16 protein-coding genes are annotated in these 18,754 nt (G+C 69.4%); 7 read left to right on the forward strand and 9 right to left on the reverse strand.

What is annotated here, in order from left to right; all coding sequences use genetic code 11:
- Positions 1–10: 10 nt before the first annotated feature.
- From trpC to YS110_12310, 8 genes are all read right to left on the reverse strand, one after another.
- The gene (gene trpC, locus YS110_12275) at positions 11–811 is read right to left on the reverse strand and encodes an indole-3-glycerol phosphate synthase TrpC (protein UJB65470.1); all 801 of its coding nucleotides are present in this window, start codon (positions 809–811) and stop codon (positions 11–13) included.
- Positions 804–944, reverse strand: coding sequence for a hypothetical protein (locus YS110_12280; protein UJB65471.1), 141 nt, complete (start codon positions 942–944; stop codon positions 804–806). The genes trpC and YS110_12280 overlap by 8 nt, the downstream gene beginning before the upstream one ends.
- Positions 945–949: 5 nt before the next feature.
- On the reverse strand, positions 950–1,984 hold the full coding sequence (gene trpD, locus YS110_12285; protein ID UJB65472.1) for an anthranilate phosphoribosyltransferase: 1,035 nt from the start codon (positions 1,982–1,984) through the stop codon (positions 950–952).
- Positions 1,985–2,171: 187 nt separating this feature from the next.
- Complete coding sequence (locus YS110_12290; GenBank protein ID UJB65473.1) at positions 2,172–3,389, reverse strand: acetate/propionate family kinase; 1,218 nt, start codon at positions 3,387–3,389, stop codon at positions 2,172–2,174.
- Between the two features lie 121 nt (positions 3,390–3,510).
- Complete coding sequence (locus YS110_12295) at positions 3,511–4,944, reverse strand: bifunctional enoyl-CoA hydratase/phosphate acetyltransferase (GenBank protein ID UJB65474.1); 1,434 nt, start codon at positions 4,942–4,944, stop codon at positions 3,511–3,513.
- A 176-nt stretch (positions 4,945–5,120) separates the two neighbouring features.
- Complete coding sequence (gene fabI, locus YS110_12300; protein ID UJB65475.1) at positions 5,121–5,897, reverse strand: enoyl-ACP reductase FabI; 777 nt, start codon at positions 5,895–5,897, stop codon at positions 5,121–5,123.
- A gap of 192 nt (positions 5,898–6,089) precedes the next feature.
- Positions 6,090–6,476 (reverse strand): hypothetical protein, encoded by a 387-nt coding sequence (locus YS110_12305; GenBank protein ID UJB65476.1) that lies wholly within the window; start codon positions 6,474–6,476, stop codon positions 6,090–6,092.
- On the reverse strand, positions 6,466–8,277 hold the full coding sequence (locus tag YS110_12310; GenBank protein UJB65477.1) for an alpha/beta fold hydrolase: 1,812 nt from the start codon (positions 8,275–8,277) through the stop codon (positions 6,466–6,468). The genes YS110_12305 and YS110_12310 overlap by 11 nt, the downstream gene beginning before the upstream one ends.
- A gap of 339 nt (positions 8,278–8,616) precedes the next feature.
- Between YS110_12310 and YS110_12315 the strand changes: the two genes are divergently transcribed.
- From YS110_12315 to YS110_12330, 4 genes are all read left to right on the forward strand, one after another.
- Entirely contained in the window at positions 8,617–10,236 is a 1,620-nt protein-coding gene (locus tag YS110_12315; GenBank protein ID UJB65478.1) for a Tar ligand binding domain-containing protein, read from the forward strand.
- A gap of 82 nt (positions 10,237–10,318) precedes the next feature.
- A complete protein-coding gene (locus YS110_12320; GenBank protein UJB65479.1) occupies positions 10,319–13,021 on the forward strand; it encodes a bifunctional acetate--CoA ligase family protein/GNAT family N-acetyltransferase in 2,703 nt (900 codons plus the stop codon).
- A 39-nt stretch (positions 13,022–13,060) separates the two neighbouring features.
- The gene (locus tag YS110_12325; protein ID UJB65480.1) at positions 13,061–14,008 is read left to right on the forward strand and encodes an ATP-binding cassette domain-containing protein; all 948 of its coding nucleotides are present in this window, start codon (positions 13,061–13,063) and stop codon (positions 14,006–14,008) included.
- A gap of 60 nt (positions 14,009–14,068) precedes the next feature.
- Positions 14,069–14,872, forward strand: a complete 804-nt coding sequence (locus tag YS110_12330) for an ABC transporter permease (protein UJB65481.1) — start codon at positions 14,069–14,071, stop codon at positions 14,870–14,872.
- 190 nt (positions 14,873–15,062) lie between these two features.
- Here the strand turns inward: YS110_12330 and YS110_12335 are convergent, their stop codons facing one another.
- Positions 15,063–16,658, reverse strand: coding sequence for a choline dehydrogenase (locus YS110_12335; protein UJB65482.1), 1,596 nt, complete (start codon positions 16,656–16,658; stop codon positions 15,063–15,065).
- Between the two features lie 129 nt (positions 16,659–16,787).
- Here YS110_12335 and YS110_12340 point away from each other — a divergent pair, with 129 nt between their 5' ends.
- From YS110_12340 to YS110_12350, 3 genes are all read left to right on the forward strand, one after another.
- Positions 16,788–17,636 carry a 3-hydroxybutyryl-CoA dehydrogenase gene (locus YS110_12340; protein ID UJB65483.1) on the forward strand — a complete coding sequence of 283 codons (849 nt, stop codon included), beginning with the start codon at positions 16,788–16,790 and terminating at the stop codon, positions 17,634–17,636.
- Positions 17,637–17,826: 190 nt separating this feature from the next.
- Positions 17,827–18,276 (forward strand): MarR family transcriptional regulator, encoded by a 450-nt coding sequence (locus tag YS110_12345; protein ID UJB65484.1) that lies wholly within the window; start codon positions 17,827–17,829, stop codon positions 18,274–18,276.
- A gap of 58 nt (positions 18,277–18,334) precedes the next feature.
- Complete coding sequence (locus tag YS110_12350; protein ID UJB65485.1) at positions 18,335–18,751, forward strand: organic hydroperoxide resistance protein; 417 nt, start codon at positions 18,335–18,337, stop codon at positions 18,749–18,751.
- The last annotated feature ends 3 nt before the right edge of the window (positions 18,752–18,754 follow it).

Here is an 18,754-nt window from a genome sequence, read left to right on the forward strand (position 1 = left end):
GTGCGCGCGCTCAGCCGAACAGCCGCGCCAGCGCCAGGCCGGGGTCGTCGGCGCGCATGAAGGCTTCGCCCACCAGGAAGGCGTGGATGCCCGCGTCGCGCAGCGTCTTCACGTCGGCGGGCGCGAGGATGCCCGACTCGGTGACCAGCAGCCGGTCTGCCGGAACGCTTTTTTGCAGGTCCAGCGTGGTCTGCAGCGTGACTTCGAAGGTGCGCAGGTTGCGGTTGTTGATGCCGACCAGCGGCGTCTTGAGCGCGAGCGCGCGCTCCAGCTCGGCGCCGTCGTGCACCTCCACCAGCACGGCCATGTCCAGGCCATGGGCGATGGCTTCGAGGTCGCGCATCTGCGCGTCGTCGAGGCAGGCCGCGATGAGCAGGATCGCATCGGCCCCCATGGCCCGGGCCTCGTAGACTTGGTAGGGGTCGATCATGAAGTCCTTGCGCAGCACCGGCAGGCCGCAGCTGGCACGCGCCTGCTTGAGGTAGTCCACGCTGCCCTGGAAGAACTGCCGGTCCGTCAGCACCGACAAGCAGGCCGCGCTCACGCGGCCGTCGCCTTCGGCATAGCTCTGCGCGATGTCGGCGGGAATGAAGTCGGCACGCAGCACGCCCTTGCTCGGGCTGGCCTTCTTGACCTCGGCGATCACGGCGGCCTGGCCAGCGGCGATCTTGGCGCGCAGCGCGCCCTCGAAGTCGCGCGTGAGCACGCGGCTCTCGGCGTCGGCACGCAGCGCGGCCAGCGAAACGCGCCTTTGCGCGGCGGCCACTTCCTCGCGCTTGACGGCGACGATTTGGTTCAGGATGTCACTCATGGGAATCTGCCTTGTCCGCCGCTGGCGGCGGCTGCTTGAGTATCTTGACGAACACGTGGTGCATGGCGAAGCCGACGACGATGAACAGCGCCGAAATGCCCAGCGCGATCCACAGGCCGGGGTCTTGCCACATCGTGCTCAGGCGGCCAGGGCGTGGGTGCGCATGACCAATTGTTCCAGCTTGGCCTGGGCCGCGCCGCTGTCGATGGCGGCGCGCGCGCGCGCGATGCCTTCGGCGATGCCGCCCACGACGTTGGCGGCATACAGCGCCACGCCCGCGTTCAGGCAGACGATCTCGCGCGCCGGGCCTTCCTCGCCCGCCAGCACGCCCAGCAGCAGGGTGCGCGACTGCTCGGGCGTATCGACCTTGAGCGCGCGGTTGCTGGCCATGGCCATGCCGAAGTCCTCGGGGTGGATCTCGTACTCGGTGATTTCGCCGTTCTTCAGCTCGCCCACGATGGTGGAGGCGCCCAGGCTGACTTCGTCCATGCCGTCGCGGCCATAGACCACCAGGGCGTGCTCGGCGCCCAGGCGCTGCAGCGCGCGCACCTGGATGCCCACGAGGTCGGGGTGGAACACGCCCATCAGAATGTTCGGCGCGCCGGCCGGGTTGGTGAGCGGGCCGAGGATGTTGAAGATGGTGCGCACGCCCAGCTCCCGGCGCACCGGGGCCACGTTCTTCATGGCCGGGTGGTGGTTGGGCGCGAACATGAAGCCGATGCCCACCTCGGCGACGCACTGGGCGATCTTCTCGGGCGGGAGGTTGATGTGCACGCCCAGCGCCTCCATCACGTCGGCGCTGCCGCTCTTGCTGGAGACGCCGCGCCCGCCGTGCTTGCTAACCTTGGCGCCCGCCGCCGCCGCCACGAACATGGCGCAGGTGGAGATGTTGAAGGTGTTGGCGCCGTCGCCGCCGGTGCCCACGATGTCTACCAGGTGCCGCGTGTCGGGCACGTGCACCTTGGTGGAGAACTCGCGCATCACCTGCGCGGCGGCGGTGATCTCGCCGATGGTTTCCTTCTTCACGCGCAGGCCGGTGATGAGCGCGGCCGTCATCACAGGCGAGAGCTCGCCGCTCATGACCATGCGCATCAGGTGCAGCATTTCGTCATGGAAGATTTCGCGGTGCTCGATGGTGCGCTGCAGCGCCTCCTGGGGGGTGATCTTGTGCATGGCGGTCTCTATGGTTTTGATAGCGGCAGGCGCTGGCCGGGTGGGCGGCGCGGTCCGATGGCGCACGATTATCGCGCGGCCATGGCGATACAGGCGAAAAACGCCTCCAGCCCTTGCCTGGCAAGCGCCAGCAGCTACCAAAAAAAGAGCGCAGCCACGCAGCAAGCGGCGCGTGCCGGCGCCCGGGTCACTTCGCCGCGGCGCGGTCCATGGCCTGGCCCGACTCCAGCAGCGCCGCCGCTTCGCGCGCCGCCACGCGGCCTTCGTCGGTGGGCACGACCCAGATTTCCACGCGGCTGTCGGGCGCGTGGATGGCCCAGGCGGCGTGGCCGTCGGCCTGGCGGTTGCGCTGCGGGTCGATGCGCAGGCCCGTCCACGCCAGGCGGTTGCACACCTGCTCGCGCAGCACGGCGTCGTTCTCGCCGATGCCGCCGCTGAAGGCCAGCACGTCCAGGCCGTCCAGGCAGGCGATGAGCGCCCCGGTCTCGCGCACCACGCGGTGCGTGAACTGGGCGATGGCGCGCTGCGCATCGGCGCTGCCGTCGGCGCGCAGCGTGCGCATGTCGGCCGAGATGCCGGACACGCCGAGCAGGCCGCTTTGCTTGTACAGCAGCTTCTCGATGCGCCCGTGGTCCCAGCCCTGCTCCAGCAGGTACAGCAGCACGCCGGCGTCGAGCGAGCCACTGCGCGTGCCCATCATCAGGCCGTCGAGCGCGGAAAAGCCCATGGTGGTGGCCACGCTCACGCCGTCCTTGCAGGCGCACAGGCTGGCGCCGTTGCCCAGGTGGGCCATGACCACGCGGCCACGCCCGCGCAGGGTCTGCGCGTGCAGCACCGACATGACGTACTGGTACGACAGGCCGTGGAAGCCGTAGCGGCGCACGCCCTGCTCGCGCAGCGCGCGCGGCAGCGCGAAGGCGTAGTCCACCTCCGGCATGGCGGCGTGGAAGGCGGTGTCGAAACAAGCCACCTGCGGCAGCTCGGGGAAGGCGGCGCGGAACTGGCGGATGCCCGCCAGGTTGTGCGGCTGGTGCAGCGGCGCCAGCGAGTTGAAGCGCGCGAGCTGCTCCAGCACCGCGTCGGTGACGTACACGCTCTCGGTGAACACGCCACCGCCATGCACCACGCGGTGCGCCACGGCCTCGATGTCGGCGCCCTGCAGCGACTGCACCAGCACGCGCAGGCGCTCCAGCGCCACGGCGAAGGGGGAAGCCGCCCCGGCGGGCACGGCCAGCGCCTCTTGCTGCTTCTGGCCCTGGTACTTCCAGTCCATGGCCGGGCTGCCGCCCGGCTCCAGGCCCTGGACGCAGCCGGAGAGCACGTGGGGCTGCACCTGCCCGTCCTTGAGCGGGTGCAGCGAGAACTTGAGCGAGGAAGATCCGGCGTTGACGGCGAGGATGGCCATGGTCGATTCCTTGGATGCTTTTAAAACAATAGCTGCCAGCGCTTGCCCCTCAAGGCTTTTCGGTTGAAAAGTACCGCAAAGCCTTGAGGGACGAGCGCCAGCAGCTCATCTTTTTGACGGATCAGCCGTGCTTCCAGGCATTCTCGGCCTGGCGCTTGCGCTGGTCGTGCGCCGCCAGCAGCGCCAGCACGGCCGAGGCCACGCGCGCCATGGGGCCGTCGGCGCGGCTGGTCAGGGCGATGGGCACGCGCGCGCCCAGCACCAGGCCCGAGCCGCTGGCGCCGGCCATGTATTCGAGCTGCTTGGCCACCATGTTGCCGCTCTCCAGGTTGGGCACGGCGAGGATGTCGGCCTGGCCCGCCACGTCGGAGGCGATGCCCTTGATGCGCACGGCTTCCATGGAGATGGCGTTGTCGAAGGCCAGCGGGCCGTCGAGCAGGCCGCCCTTGATCTGGCCCCGGTCGGCCATCTTGCACAGCGCGGCGGCGTCGATGGTGGAGGGGATCGACGGCGTGACGGTCTCCACCGCCGAGAGGATGGCCACCTTGGGCTGCTCGTTGCCCATGATGCGCGCGAACTCGATGGCGTTCTGGATGATGTCGGCCTTCTCGGCCAGCGTGGGCTGGATGTTGATCGCCGCGTCGGTCACGATGATGGGCTTGGGGTACAGCGGCACGTCGAAGCGGAACACGTGCGACAGGCGCCGGCCGGTGCGCAGCGCGGGCTGCGCCAGGATGGCCTTGAGCATCTCGTCGGTGTGCAGGCTGCCCTTCATGACGATCTCGACCTCGCGGCGCGCGGCCATGGCGGCGGCCAGCTCGGCGGCGGCGTGGCTGTGCTCCACGGAGACGATCTCGGCGCCTTCGAGGCTGATGCCGGCCTCTTCGGCCACGCGGCGGATGCGGCCCTCGGGGCCGATCAGCACAGGCTTGATGAGGCCGTGGCTGGCGGCGTCCATGGCACCGGAGAGCGAGCCCTCGTCGCACGGGTGCACCACGGCGCAGCGCACGGCCTCCAGGCCTTCGGCGCGCGCCAGCAGGTCGTTGAAGCGCGCCTCGGGGTCGAACAGCTGGATCTGCGGCGCGTTCACCTTGGGCACGCGCACCTTCTGCGTCGGCGGCATCAGGTTGGCGTCGCCCTTGAGCACGGTCTCGCCCTTCTGGTTGGTGACCAGGCAGCCCATCTTGACGCGCTTCTTCTCGTCGTCCTTCTCGGTCACGGTGGCGACCACGGTGAGCGTGTCGCCGATGCGCACCGGCTTGGTGAACTTCAGCTCCTGGCCCAGGTAGATGGTGCCGGGGCCGGGGAACTGCGTGCCGAACAGCGCCGAGATCAGCGCCGCGCCCAGCATGCCGTGCGCGATGACGCCGTGGAACATGGTGGCGTCGGCGTACTCGGGGTTCAGGTGGGCGGGGTTGATGTCGCCCGAGACGGCGGCAAACGCCTGAATGTCCTCCAGCGTCACCGTGCGCAGCAGGCGCGCGCTGCTGCCCACGCTCAGCTCGTCATAGGTGACGTTTTCCATCCACTCGATATCGCTCGCATTGGTATTCATATGCACTGCTCCGATTACAAAAACTCAAAAAGACACACACCCTCAAAAACCGGCGCGTCCCAAACCAGTGGACACCGAGCAAGGGCCGCCCCGCAGCGAGGGTGTCGTCCCCCTGCCCGCAGCGCTGCGCGCTGCGAGAGCGGGGGGAAGGCGCGCAGCGCCTCAGGGGGGTGCCGTCAGTCCATCGCGTGGACGCCCGCGTCCACGTAGATGGTCTGGCCGGTCATGCCGCTCGATGCCGCCATGCACAGGAAGGCGCTGAGCTGGGCGATTTCCTCCAGCTTCACCAGGCGCTGCAGCGGCGCCTTGGCCTGGGCCGTGGCCATCAGCTCGTCGAAGCTGGCGATGCCCGAGGCGGCGCGCGTCAGGATGGGGCCGGGCGAGACCGCGTGCACGCGGATGTTCTTGCTGCCCAGCTCCAGCGACATGTAGCGCACCACCGACTCCAGCGCCGCCTTCACCGGGCCCATGAGGCCGTAGTGCGGCACCACCTCGCCCGAGCCCAGGTAGGTCATGGCCAGCATGGCGCCGCCATCGGGCATGTGCGGCGCGCACAGCTTGCCCAGTTCGGCGAACGAGTGGCACGACACGCTGACGGCGCGCGCGAAGCCGTCGCGCGAGCTGTCCACCACGTCGCCGTGCAGGTCCTGCAGCGGCGCCCAGGCGATGGAGTGGATCACGAAGTCGAGCTTGCCGAACTTCTGCACGGCATGCTGGACGATGGCCTCCAGCTCGCCGTCGGCCTCCACGTCGCAGTTCACCAGGTCGATGCCCAGGGGCTGCGTGTGCGGCTCGACGAACTTGCGCGCCTTTTCGTTCAGGCACGACGCGACCACTTCGGCGCCCATGGCGCGCATCAGGCGGGCGCAGCCGAAGGCGATGCTGCTGTCGTTGGCGATGCCGAGGATCAGGCCTTTTTTGCCGGCCAGGCTGAACAGGTTGGTGGAGTTCATGTGTTTCCTAGAAAAACCATCGATTGCCAGCGCACAGGCCGCGCGGAACCGGCTCCATCCCTGTCGGCGAACGCCGCGCAAGGGCCGGGGCCGGCCACACTGCCACGCCGCGCTGGCGGCGCTCCTCGCCCCGCAGCACGCCGCGGGAGAGGGTGGAAGCGGCAGAGCCGCTCGGCGGGGTGTCTCAAGCCCTCAGTCTTCTATACCGTCAAAAAACGGGCGCAGGTTCATGCCCGGCGCCTCGGCCGGGAAACCCTTGCACAGCAGCCGGTCGTTGGCGCTGAGCAGGATGTCGCGCGCGGCCTGCGGGCCGACGTCGACGTTGTAGGCGAGCTGCTCGAACGCGTGGTAGCGCAGCACCAGCAGGGCGCGCAGCTCCTCGCGCATGCGCGCCTCGCGGCCCTGGTCGCGCGCGCCGTCGCACTGCAGCGCGGCCTCGATGTCCGAGGGCGTGCGCAACGGCACGCCCAGGGCCTGGGCCAGCATGGTGATGCGCGCGCCCATGGTCTCGAACTGCTTCACGAAGTGCCGCAGGTGCCGCTCGATGACGTCGCGCTCGCTGGTGTGCTTAATCGGCATAGCGCGTCATCACGTAGGTGCCGGGGGCGTCGCACACCGCATGTTCGGCCGGAATGGCCTTGGCGGCCACCGGCTTGCCCGAGCGCTCGGTGACCCAGGCGTGCATCGCCTCCCACCAAGAGCCCTGCTGCACCGGCGCCTGGGCCTTCCAGTCGTCGGGGTCGATCCAGCCGGTGTTGTCCTCCACGCTGGCGATCTGGTAGCTGCGGCGCGGACGGCCGGGCTCGCTGACGATGCCCGCGTTGTGCCCGCCCTCGGCCAGCACGAAGGTGACGTGCGTGTCGGTCTGCAGGTGGATCTTGTAGACCGACTTCCACGGCGACACGTGGTCGCGCGTGGTGGCCACGACCATCATCGGCGCGTTGATGTCCATCAGCGCCACGGTGGCCCCGGCGAAGCGGTACTGGCCTGCGGCCAGCGCGTTGTTGAGGAACAGCGAGGCCAGGTATTCCGAATGCATGCGCGCGGGCAGGCGCGTGGTGTCGGCATTCCAGCTCATCAGGTCGAAGCTGGCGTCGTCCTCGCCCAGCAGGTAGCGGCGCGTGTTGCGCCCCCACAGCAGGCCGCGCGAGGCCAGGTAGACGAACGAGCCGCCCATCTGCTTGCCCGAGAGGTAGCCGCGCTCGTTCATGGTCTGGCGCAGCGTGGCGAGCTGGTCTTCGTCGATGAACACGCCCAGCTCGCCGGGCTCGGTGAAGTCGGTCTGCGCCGCCAGCAGGATGACCGAGGCCAGCTCGGGCATGTCGGCCGGGATCAGCGCCTGTTCCTTGGCCGTGCGCTCGGCCTTCTTCTTGCGCGCCAGCCGGCCCAGCGCAGCAGCGGCGATGGCCAGGAAGGTGCCACCCAGGCAGTAGCCCACGGTGTGCAGGCGCTCGGCGCCGGTGCGCTCCTTGCACGCGGCCATGGCGGCGAGCACGCCGGTGCTCAGGTAGTCCTGCATCTTCAGGTCGCGGTCGGACGCGTCGGGGTTGCGCCACGAGATGATGAACACCGTGTGGCCCTTGTCCACCAGGTACTTGACCATGGAGTTGTGCGGCGACAGGTCCAGGATGTAGTACTTCATGATGCACGAAGGCACGATGAGCACCGGCTCAGGCAGCACCTTGTCGGTGGACGGGCTGTACTGGATCAGCTCGATCAGGTGGTTGCGGAACACCACCTTGCCCGGCGTCACGGCCACATCCTTGCCCACGGCGTATTCGAGCGGCGCCAACGATTCGGCGGGGGTGTCGGCGTTGGCGCCCAGGTACTCGCGGAAGTCCTGCAGGAAGAACTTGAAGCCCTCCTGCAGCGAACGGCCCTGGGTCTCGCGGGCCACGCGCAGCACTTCGGGGTTGGTGACGGCCCAGTTGGACGGCGACAGCGCATCGAGCGCCTGCCCCGTGAAGAAGTCCACCATGTGCTGGTGGTGGCGCGACACGCCGCCGCCCTGGTGCGCCACTTCACGCCACCAGGCGTCGGTGGCCTTGAAGCCTTCCTTGACGGCGCTGTAGGGCCACTGGCTCCAGCCGGCGTCGGCGAAGCGGCCATCCTTCTCGGGCGTGCCCTCCTCGGGCGTCACGCCGGTATTGCGCCAGGCCTGCAGCGACAGCTCCAGCGCACGCTGCGCCAGCTGCGTCTGGCGGCCCGGCGAGGCCAGCATGTGCAGGGCCCAGTCGGCATGGGCCAGGGCCAGGGCGATCGGCGACAGGCCGCTGAAGGCGCGCGCCATCTGCGCTTGCACCGACTCGTCGAGCGCGCGTGCGGCAGCGCGCTGGCGTTCCTGGAAATACTCAGATCCGGACGAGGTTTCCGTGGCCATGACCAACTCCTTGATGTAACAAAAACAACAATTGACGGCATTGTGATGACTTCCATCAAGAATTCACTTGATTGATGTCAAAACGGCAGTCCATGCTCTATAAATCCCTTTGAACGGATATGAAATTATACATACATGCATGAATGTATATTTCTGTAGCCCCATTCTGGGTTCACAATATAAAAAACCCCACCCCGGGGACGGTCACCCGCGCGTCACCGGCCGCACTGCCGGCAAGGGAACGATCCCCTGCGAGGGCCCCTATCACATGCTGGAATGAATGTAATCATTCTTTACAGACAGTAACTGACCCATAGCAACCAACCCTTTCACTCCACCATGACCTTCTCCTGGAACCAGCTGCGGATCACCCAGCGCTTCATCGTCGTCCTGTGCGCTTTCGTGCTGTCGGTCGTGGCCGTGGCCGCCACCGGCCTGTGGGGACTGTCCTCGGCACGCGACAGCCTAAAGTCCTTGCATGACGAAGCGATGGCGCGCTCCCTGCTGGCCAGCCAGTCGATCGAGCGCACGCTGCAAAACCGCATGCAGGTGCTGCTGGCCTTCCAGCACGCCCCCGCGGGCGGCCTGGCCAGCATCCACGACCATCCGGCCACCATGCACCTGGAGGCCATCGCCGCCAACCAGAGCGCCAGCAACGCGCTGCACAAGACCATGGAGCAAGGCATGGCCGACCCGCGCGAGCGCGCGCTGTACGACGCCGCCATGGAAGCGCGCAAGCCCTGGCGCGCGGAGCTGGAGAAGGCCGTGCAGGCCATCCGCAAGGAAGACTACGCTGCCGAGACCATGGCCGCCTTCCTGGCCGCGGGCCGCAAGGAGGGCGAGGCCGTGGTGAAGACCATGGACGCCCTGCGCAACTACCAGGTGGAGCATGCCAACGCCGCCTACCAGGCTGCGCAAAAGCGCTACGAGCTGGCGCTGTGGATCTTCGTGCTGGCCGCCGCGCTGTTGGTGCTGCCCTCGGTGCTGCTGGCCCTGGCGCTGCTGGTGCGGCTGAAGAATGGCTTCATGGCGGCCAACACCGCCGCCGCACACATCGCCGCGAGCGACCTCACGCACGACATCGCCTGCCAGGGCAGCGACGAGATCGGCCACCTGTGCGCGGAGATGGAAACCATGCGCAGCCACCTGGCCGAGGTGGTGGGCCACGTCAAGGCCGGCACCAGCGCCATCGCCGGCGCCTCCACGCAGGTGGCGGCGGGCGCGCTCGACCTGTCGTCGCGCACCGAGCAACAGGCCAGCGCGCTGGAGCAGACCGCCTCGGCCACCGAGCAGCTTTCGGGCACCGTGCAGCAGAACGCCGACAGCGCCGCCCAGGCCAACCAGCTCGCGGCGCAGGCCAAGGAGGTGGCGGCGCACGGCGGCGCCGTGGTCACCCAGGTGGTGCAGACCATGCAGGCCATCAACCAGTCGGCCGCGAAGATCGTGGACATCATCGGCGTGATCGACGGCATCGCCTTCCAGACCAACATCCTGGCGCTGAATGCCGCCGTGGAAGCGGCGCGCGCAGGCGAAGCCGGGCGGGGCTTCGCCGTGGTGGCCTCGGAAGTGCGGGCGCTGGCCGGGCGCAGCGCCGAGGCGGCGCGCGAAGTCAAGACGCTGATCACCGACTCCGTGGCCAAGACCCAGGCGGGCAATATCCAGGCGGCACAGGCGGGTACGGCCATGCAGGAGATCATGGACGGCATCCAGCGCGTGGCCGGCATCGTCGATGAAATCGCCCTGGCCAGCCGCGAGCAGGCCTCGGGCCTGTCGCAGATCAACCAGGCCGTGGCCCACCTCGACGGCGTGACGCAGCAGAACGCCGCCCTGGTGGAAGAGGCCTCGGCGGCATCCAGCGGGCTGCAGCAGCAGGCCCACGACCTGGCCGCGCTGGCAGGCACGTTCCGGCTGCCGCAGCAGGGCCTGCGCGCATCCGCCGCGCCTGCGCTGCCGCGTTGAGAGTTTGAATGAAATTAGTGCCGAAGCCTTATGCATAAAGCGCTGGCAGCTATTGTTTTCGTAGTTTGATACAGGGAGTCCCATGCTCGACAAGCACTACCTCACGCCCTTGTTCGCCCCCAGCTCCATCGTGGTGCTGGCGGGCCGCGCCGACGCGCCCGAGACGCTGACGCCGCAGGCCGCGGCGCTGCACGCCGCGCTGCGCGCGCAGCGCTACAGCGGCACGCTGGCCTTCCTCGACCTGCAGAACACCAGCGGCACGCTGCAGGACCTGAAGCAGACGCGCGCCGACCTCGCCGTGATCGCCCTGCCCCCGGCCGAGCAGGCGGCGGCGCTGGAGGTGGCGGGCCACCTGCACTGCCGCGCTGCGCTCATCGTGAGCAGCGGCATCGAGGCGCAGCAGGCCGCGCAGCTGCAGCGCATCGCGCGGCGCGAAGGCATCCACCTGCTCGGGCCGAACTCGCTGGGCATCCAGCGCCCGTCGCTGCAGCTCAACGCCAGCACCGCCGGCGCGCTGGCGCGCGAGGGCACGATGGCGCTGGTCAGCCAGTCGGGCGCGCTCACGGCGGCCACGCTCGACTGGGCCAACGGCAACGGCGTGGGCTTCTCCAGCGTGGTGTCGTTCGGGCCGCACGCCAGCATCGGCCTGACGGAAGCGCTCGACTTCCTGGCCAACGACCCGCACACGCACAGCATCGCCGTGTGCATGGAAGGCATCTGCAACGCGCGCCGCTTCATGAGCGCGCTGCGCTCGGCGGCCTACTCCAAGCCGGTGGTGGTGCTCAAGTCCGGGCGGCGCACCGCCGGCAGCGCGGCGGCGCTGACGCACAGCGCCACCATCGTCGGCAGCGACGACGTGTTCGACGCTGCGCTGCGCCGCGCCGGCGCGGTGCGCGTGCACTCGTTCGTGGAACTGTTCTCGGCCACCAAGTGCCTGGCCTCGCGCTACCGCCCCGTGGGGCGGCGCCTGGCCGTCATCACCAACGGCGGCGGCCCGGGCGTGCTGGCCGCCGATGCGGCCAACGACATCGGGCTGGAGCTGGGCGTGCTGTCCGAGGCCGGGCGCGCCGCGCTGGCGCCGCAGCTGCCGGCGCAGGCCACGCTGCAGGAGCTGTTCGACCTGTCGGAAGACGCCACGCCCGCGCAGTACCGCGCGGCCATCGACGCCGCGCTGGCCGAACGCCAGATCGCCGGCGTGCTGACCCTGTTCTCGCCCAAGCCCGGCAACGACGCCAGCGCCGTGGCCCAGGCCCTGGCCGACGCCAAGCGCCAGGCCGAGAAGCCGCTGCTGTCGTGCTGGCTCGGCGACGCCACCGTGGGCGAAGCGCGCGAGGTGCTGCGCGACGCCAGCATCCCCACCTTCCGCACGCCCGAGGCCGCCGTGGGCGCCTTCGGCAACATCGCCAACTACCACCAGAACCAGCAGTTGCTGCAGCAGACGCCGCCGTCGCTGGCCAACAGCCTGGCGCAGCCCGACATCGAGGGCGCGCGCCTGGTGATCGAGGGCGTGCTGGCCGAGCGCCGCAGCGTGCTCACCGAGATGGAGTCGAAGACGCTGCTGGCGGCCTTCCACATCCCAGTCACGCGCACGCTGCTGGCGCGCAGCGCCAACGAGGCCATGATGATCGCCACGCAGCTGGGCTTCCCGGTGGCGCTGAAGATCGACTCGCCCGACATCACGCACAAGTCCGACGTGGGCGGCGTGATGCTCAACGTACAGAACGCCACCGCCGCGCGCGATGCCTACGAGGCCATGGTGCAGCGCGTGGCGCGCGCCGCGCCGAACGCCCGCATCCACGGCGTCACGGTGCAGCCCATGGCGCGCGCCACGCGCGGGCGCGAGGTCTGCATCGGCCTGGTGCGCGACGACCCGTTCGGCCCCGTCATCACCTTCGGCGCGGGCGGCACCATGATCGAGCTGATCGGCGACCGCGCCATGGAGCTGCCGCCGCTGAACCAGTTCCTGGCGCGCCGCCTGATCGAGCGCTCGCGCGTGGCGCAGACCCTGGGCGAATGGCGCGGCGCCAACGCGGTGGACCACGCGGCGCTGGAGCAGGTGCTGCTGCGCGTGTCCGAGATGGCCTGCGCGCTGCCGCAGCTGCGCGAGATGGACATCAACCCGCTGATCGTGGACGAGCACGGCACGGTGGCGGTGGACGCGCGCATCGTCGTCACCGAGATCGGGCAGACCACGGGCACCGGCCACCACGGCTCCTACGGCCACCTGGCCATCATGCCCTACCCCGAGCGCCTGGAGCAGACCTGGCCGCTGCGCGGCGGCGGCGAGTACCTGGTGCGCCCGATCCACCCGAGCGACGCGCAGATGATCCAGCGCCTGGTGCGCGAGCTCTCGCCCGAGAGCCGCTACATGCGCTTCGCCTCGCGCATCGCCGAGCTGCCGCCGTCGCTGCTGGCGCGCTTCACGCTGATCGACTACGACCGCGACATGGCGCTGGTGGCCGTGCACCGCGAGCGCACCACCGGCGAGGACGGCGAGGTGCGCACCACCGAGCGCATCGTCGGCGTGTCGCGCTACGCCATCAACCCCGACCCGAGCAGTTGCGAATTCGCGCTGCTGGTGGCCGACGACTTCGCCAGCCAGGGCCTGGGCGCGCGCCTGATGTACAGCATCATGGACGTGGCGCGCGAGCGCGGCCTGGCCGAGATCCAGGGTCTGGTGCTGGTGGAGAACGCCAAGATGCTCAAGCTCATGCGCCGCCTGGGCTTCGACGTCCGCGCCTACCCCGAGGAGCCGGAGTTCAAGCTGGTGGTGCACGCGCTGTAAAGGCAAACACCGGGCGGGCGAAGCGGCACAATCGGCGCCATGCCCGCCCCCTTGCTGTTCGAAGCCCGCGACCTGCGCAAGCGCTACGGCGCCACGACCGTGGTCGATGGCCTGTCGTTCGCCATCGCCGCCGGGGAATGCCTGGGCGTGATCGGCCCCAACGGCGCGGGCAAGACCACCACCGTCCGCATGTGCCTGGGCCAGACCGCGCCCGACGCGGGCCAGGTGCGCTACCACCCGCCGCAAGGCGGCGCGCCCCTGGAGATGCCCCGCGACGCGCTCGCCATCAAGGCCCGGCTCGGCGTGGTGAGCCAGTTCGACACGCTCGACCCCGACTTCACCTGCGCCGAGAACCTCGAGGTCTTCGGCCGCTACTTCGGCCTGCAGCCCGCCGCCATGCGCGCGCGCATCCCGCGCCTGCTGGAATTCGCCGCCCTGGCGCACAAGGCCCAGGCGCGGCCCGGCGAACTGTCGGGCGGCATGCGGCGGCGCCTGTCGCTGGCGCGCGCGCTGGTCAACGAGCCGCACCTGCTGTTGCTGGACGAGCCCACCACCGGTCTCGACCCGCAGGCGCGCCACCTGATGTGGGAGCGCCTGCAGCAGTTGCTGCAGCAGGGCTGCGCCATCCTGCTGACCACGCACTTCATGGACGAGGCCGAGCGCCTGTGCGGGCGCCTGCTGGTGCTCGACCACGGCCGCAAGATCGCCGAGGGCCGGCCGCGCGAACTCATCGCCGAACACCTCGAACCCGAGGTGGTCGAGGCCTACGGCAACGGCGCACTGGCCCTGGCGCAGGACGCCACGCTGCGCGCGCTGGCGCAGCGCGTGGAGGTCAGCGGCGAAACCGTCTTCTTCTACACGCAGGACGCGCGCCCGCTGCTGCAGGCCCTGGCCGCGCACGGCCACCTGCGCACCCTGCACCGGCCCGCGAACCTGGAGGACCTGTTCCTCAAGCTCACCGGCCGCCAAATCCGCGAGGATGGCTAGGCATGAAGAAACATCCCCCTGAGCGGCTGCGCCGGTTTCATGGGCTGCGGAGAAACTGACATGGATACGCCTGCCTCGATCTGGCGCCCGCCCGACCTGTCGTGGCGCTGGTGGCCCGTGTTTCTGCGCAATCTGCGCGTGTGGCGCAAGCTCGCCATCCCCAGCCTGGTGGGCAACATCGCCGAGCCGCTGATGTGGCTGGTCGCCTTCGGCTACGGCATGGGCGCGCTTGTCGGCCAGGTCCAGGTGGGCGGCCGGAGCGTGCCCTACATCTTGTTCCTGGCCAGCGGCTCGATCTGCATGAGCGCCATGAACGCGGCGAGCTTCGAGGCGCTGTACTCCGCCTTTTCGCGCATGCACGTGCAAAAGACCTGGGACGGCATCATGAACGCGCCCATCGGCCTGGACAACGTGGTGCTGGCCGAGATGCTCTGGGCCGCCTTCAAGGCACTGTTCACCGCCACCACCATCCTGGGCGTGATGCTGGCGCTCGGCATCAGCCACGCGCCGAAGCTGCTGGTGGCCTGGCCGGTGCTGCTGTGCGTGGGCATCATGTTCTCCAGCATCGCGCTGATCTTCAACGCCCTGGCCAAGGGCTACGACTTCTTCACCTACTACTTCACGCTCGTGCTCACGCCCATGATGTTTCTCTCGGGCGTGTTCTTCCCGCGCGAGCAGCTGCCGCCGCTGGTGCGCGCGGTGTCCGACTGGCTGCCGCTGACCAACGCCGTGGAACTGGTGCGCCCGCTGTTCATGGACCAGTGGCCACAGCACCCGCTGCGCCATGGCCTGGTGATGGTGCTGACCACCGCCGCGGCCTACTGGGTGGCGCTGGCGCTCACGCGCCGGCGCTTCCGGGGCTGAGATGAAACAACACCCCCCTGAGGCGCTTCGCGCCTTCCCCCCGCTCTCGCATGGCTGCGCCATGCGGGCAGGGGGACGCCACCAGCGCGGCGGGGCGGCCCTTGCGCGGTGGCCCGCGCATGGGCCGCGCCGGTTTCATGGGCTGCGGGGCGGCCCTTGCGCGGCTGCCCGCGCTTGGGGCGCGCCGGTTTCATGGGCCGTGGGTGGCGCGCAGCAGATCCACCGCCTTCTCGGCGATCATCACCGTCGGCGCGTTGGTGTTGCCGCTGACGATGCGCGGCATGATCGACGCATCGACCACGCGCAGCCCCTCCAGGCCGTGCACGCGCAGCTGGCTGTCCACCACGTCCAGCGGCCCCGGCCCCATGCGGCAGCTGCCCACGGGGTGGTAGATGGTGTCGGCGTACTGGCGGATGTACTGCGCGATCTGCGCCTCGGTCTGCGCCTGGGCCAGCGCTTGCCCCTCGCGCCCGCCGTACTGGGCCAGCGCGGGCTGCTGCAGGATGGCGCGCGAGATCTGGAAGCCCCGCACCATGCGCGCCATGTCGTCGGGGTCGGCCAGGAAGTTCGGATCGACCAGCGGCAGTTGCAGCGGGTCGCCGCTGGCCAGGCGCACGCTGCCCCGGCTCCTGGGCTGCAGCAGGCAGACGTGGCAGGAGTAGCCGTGGCCGAACACGGTCTTGCGCCCATGGTCCACCAGCTTGCCGATGACGAAGTGCAACTGCAGATCCGGCGCCTCCTCCTCGGTGCGGCTCTTGAGAAAGCCCCCGGCCTCGGCGAAGTTCGACGTGAGCAGGCCCGTGCGCTGGCTGCGCCACTCGCGGATGCCGCGCAGCACGTTGAGCCCGCCGCGCAGCGACAGGCCGAACAGGTCGGTGAGCCCGGGCGCGTTCACCACCTGCACCACGTCGGGATGGTCGTGCAGGTGCCGGCCCACGCCGGGCAGGTGGTGCAGCACCGCGATGCCGTGGCGCTGCAGCTCGTCGGCCGGCCCCACGCCCGAGAGCATGAGCAGTTGCGGCGACAGCAGCGCGCCCGCGCTCAGCAGCACCTCGCGTCGCGCGCGCGCCTGCTGCAGTTGCCCGCCCTGGCGGTATTCCACGCCCACGGCGCGGCGCCCTTCGAACAGGATGCGCGTGGCGTGCGCGCCGGTGACGACCTGCAGGTTCGGCCGCGTGAGGTGCGGCGTCAGGTAGCCCTTGGCCGTGCTGTGGCGCTCGCCGTTCTTGTGCGTGACCTGGTACAGGCCCACGCCCTCCTGCGTGGCGCCGTTGAAGTCGCGGTTGTGCGCGTGGCCGGCCTGCACCGCGGCATCGACGAACACCTGGCTGAAGCGGTTGGGCGAGCGCAGGTCGGCCACGTTGAACGGGCCGCCCTGGCCGTGCCAGGCATCGGCGCCGCGCTCGTTGTGCTCGGCACGCTGGAAATAGGGCAGCACGTCGCTCCAGCCCCAGCCGGGGTTGCCCTGCGCGGCCCAGTGGTCGTAGTCGGCGTGCTGGCCCCGTATGTAGACCATGGCATTGACCGAGCTGGAGCCGCCCAACACCTTGCCGCGCGGCTGGTAGCCGCGCCGCCCGCCCAGCCCGGGCTGCGGCACGGTGGAGAAGCCCCAGCCGAACATCTCGTACTTGGCCATGGCGGCCAGCCCGCCGGGGCAGTGGATGAGCACGCTCTTGTCGGCCCCGCCAGCCTCCAGCAGGCACACGCGCACCTGGGGGTCCTCGGTCAGCCGGCCCGCGAGCACGGCCCCCGCCGAGCCGCCGCCGATCACGATGTAGTCGAACATGGGAAACCGTCTCCTTCTCGGTGTCAGGCGCAAGACATTGCCCGACTGATCGATTCACGATAACCGAAGCTCCCCGCGAATGCCGGTACCATGCCCGGTGTTCGTTTCACTTTGAAGAGAGTTCTCTATATGACGATCCAAACCGTCGGCATCATCGGCGCAGGCACCATGGGCAACGGCATCGCCCAGGCCTGCGCAGTCTCTGGCATCAACGTGGTCATGGTGGACATCTCCGATGCCGCCGTGCAAAAAGGCATCGCCACCGTGGCCGGCAGCCTCGACCGCCTGATCAAGAAGGAAAAGATCACCGCCGCCGACAAGGACGCCGCGCTGGCGCGCATCAAGGCATCGACCAGCTACGACGACCTGAAGGCCGCACAGCTCGTCATCGAGGCCGCCACCGAGAATCACGAGCTGAAGCTCAAGATCCTCAAGCAGGCCGACGCGCTGCTGGCGCCCGAGGTCATCATCGCCTCGAACACCTCGTCCATCTCCATCACCAAACTGGCCGCCGCCACCAGCCGTGCCGACAAGTTCATCGGCATGCACTTCTTCAACCCGGTGCCGATGATGGCGCTGGTGGAGATCATCCGCGGCCTGCAGACCTCCGACGCCACGCACGACGCCGTGAAGGCGCTGGCCGAGCGCCTGGGCAAGAGCCCCATCACCGTGAAGAACGCGCCGGGCTTCGTGGTCAACCGCATCCTGGTGCCCATGATCAACGAGGCCTTCTTCGTGCTGGCCGAGGGCCTTGCCACGCCCGAGGACATCGACGCCGGCATGAAGCTGGGCTGCAACCAGCCCATCGGCCCGCTGGCGCTGGCCGACATGGTGGGCCTGGACGTGTGCCTGGCCGTGATGGACGTGTACCTGGCCGAGTTCGGCGACAGCAAGTACCGCGCCTGCCCGCTGCTCAAGGAATACGTGGCCGCCGGCCGCCTGGGCCGCAAGACCGGGCGCGGCGTGTACAGCTACTGAGCGCGCCACCGCTCCTGATTAGATAGCTGCTGGCGCTTGCCTACTCCGGGTTTGAGATGGTTTTTCATCTGAAACCCGCGAATGGCAAGCGCCAGCAGCTCTTTTTTTGATAGTACCCGTTGACCCCTTTCGTTTCATGGCCTCCTGCAATTGAATTGCACACAATTTAATTGCCAGCAATAATTCACCCATGCACACGACGCCCTCCCCCTCCGAACTGCTGCGGCTGGACAACCAGGTCTGCTTCGCGCTGTATTCGGCGTCCCTGGCCATGACCAAGCTGTACAAGCCGCTGCTCGACGCGCTCGGCCTGACCTACCCGCAGTACCTGGTGATGCTCGTGCTGTGGGAGCAGGACGGCCTCGGCGTGTCCGAACTGGGCGAACGCCTGTACCTGGACTCGGGCACGCTCACGCCGCTGCTCAAGCGGCTGGAGGCAGCCGGCCTGGTGGCGCGCCAGCGCGACGCGCAGGACGAGCGCCGCGTGCGCGTCGCGCTCACGGCCCCGGGCCGCGCGCTGCGCCAGCAGGCCGAAGGCATTCCCGCCTGCATGCTGCAGCGCATGCAGTGCAGCCCGCCGGAACTCATGGAACTCAAGACCCGGCTGCACACCCTGCGCAGCCACCTCGCCGGCGCGTAGCCCCGCGCGCGCCGGCCCCTCCCGCCCGCACCGGGCACTCCCCTGAAAGGAAAGCACCATGGCATCGCTCGACAAAGTCCTCTACACCGCCCGCGCCCACACCACCGGCGGCCGCGACGGCGCCTCGCGCACCGACGACGGGCGCCTGGACGTGACCCTCTCCTCCCCCGGCACCAGCGGCAGCGGCACCAACCCCGAGCAGCTCTTCGCCGCGGGCTACTCGGCCTGCTTCATCGGCGCGCTCAAGGCCGTGGCGGCGCGCCAGAAGCTGGCGCTGCCGCAGGACGTGGCGATCGACGCCGAGGTGGACCTGGGCACCATCCCCAACGCCTACGGCATCGCCGCGCGCCTGACGGTGCACCTGCCCGGCATGGAGCGCGCCGCCGCCCAGGCACTGGTGGAAGCAGCGCACCAGGTCTGCCCCTACTCCAACGCCACGCGCGGCAACATCGACGTAACCCTCACCGTCGCCTGAGCC

Origin of the sequence: Acidovorax sp. YS12, from assembly GCA_021496925.1 — a bacterium.
In the GTDB taxonomy this organism is placed as follows: Bacteria; Pseudomonadota; Gammaproteobacteria; order Burkholderiales; family Burkholderiaceae_C; genus Paenacidovorax.

Bases quoted from the DNA above. Each gene is read 5' to 3' on its own strand.
- trpD (UJB65472.1), bottom strand. From the start codon at position 1,984: ATGCACAAGATCACCCCCCAGGAGGCGCTGCAGCGCACCATCGAGCAC.
- trpC (UJB65470.1), bottom strand. From the start codon at position 811: ATGAGTGACATCCTGAACCAAATCGTCGCCGTCAAGCGCGAGGAAGTG.
- YS110_12320 (UJB65479.1), top strand. From the start codon at position 10,319: ATGCTCGACAAGCACTACCTCACGCCCTTGTTCGCCCCCAGCTCCATC.
- YS110_12345 (UJB65484.1), top strand. From the start codon at position 17,827: ATGCACACGACGCCCTCCCCCTCCGAACTGCTGCGGCTGGACAACCAG.
- YS110_12350 (UJB65485.1), top strand. From the start codon at position 18,335: ATGGCATCGCTCGACAAAGTCCTCTACACCGCCCGCGCCCACACCACC.
- YS110_12295 (UJB65474.1), bottom strand. From the start codon at position 4,944: ATGAATACCAATGCGAGCGATATCGAGTGGATGGAAAACGTCACCTAT.
- YS110_12330 (UJB65481.1), top strand. From the start codon at position 14,069: ATGGATACGCCTGCCTCGATCTGGCGCCCGCCCGACCTGTCGTGGCGC.
- YS110_12340 (UJB65483.1), top strand. From the start codon at position 16,788: ATGACGATCCAAACCGTCGGCATCATCGGCGCAGGCACCATGGGCAAC.
- YS110_12280 (UJB65471.1), bottom strand. From the start codon at position 944: ATGTGGCAAGACCCCGGCCTGTGGATCGCGCTGGGCATTTCGGCGCTG.
- YS110_12305 (UJB65476.1), bottom strand. From the start codon at position 6,476: ATGCCGATTAAGCACACCAGCGAGCGCGACGTCATCGAGCGGCACCTG.
- YS110_12290 (UJB65473.1), bottom strand. From the start codon at position 3,389: ATGGCCATCCTCGCCGTCAACGCCGGATCTTCCTCGCTCAAGTTCTCG.
- YS110_12315 (UJB65478.1), top strand. From the start codon at position 8,617: ATGACCTTCTCCTGGAACCAGCTGCGGATCACCCAGCGCTTCATCGTC.
- YS110_12325 (UJB65480.1), top strand. From the start codon at position 13,061: ATGCCCGCCCCCTTGCTGTTCGAAGCCCGCGACCTGCGCAAGCGCTAC.
- YS110_12335 (UJB65482.1), bottom strand. From the start codon at position 16,658: ATGTTCGACTACATCGTGATCGGCGGCGGCTCGGCGGGGGCCGTGCTC.
- fabI (UJB65475.1), bottom strand. From the start codon at position 5,897: ATGAACTCCACCAACCTGTTCAGCCTGGCCGGCAAAAAAGGCCTGATC.
- YS110_12310 (UJB65477.1), bottom strand. From the start codon at position 8,277: ATGGCCACGGAAACCTCGTCCGGATCTGAGTATTTCCAGGAACGCCAG.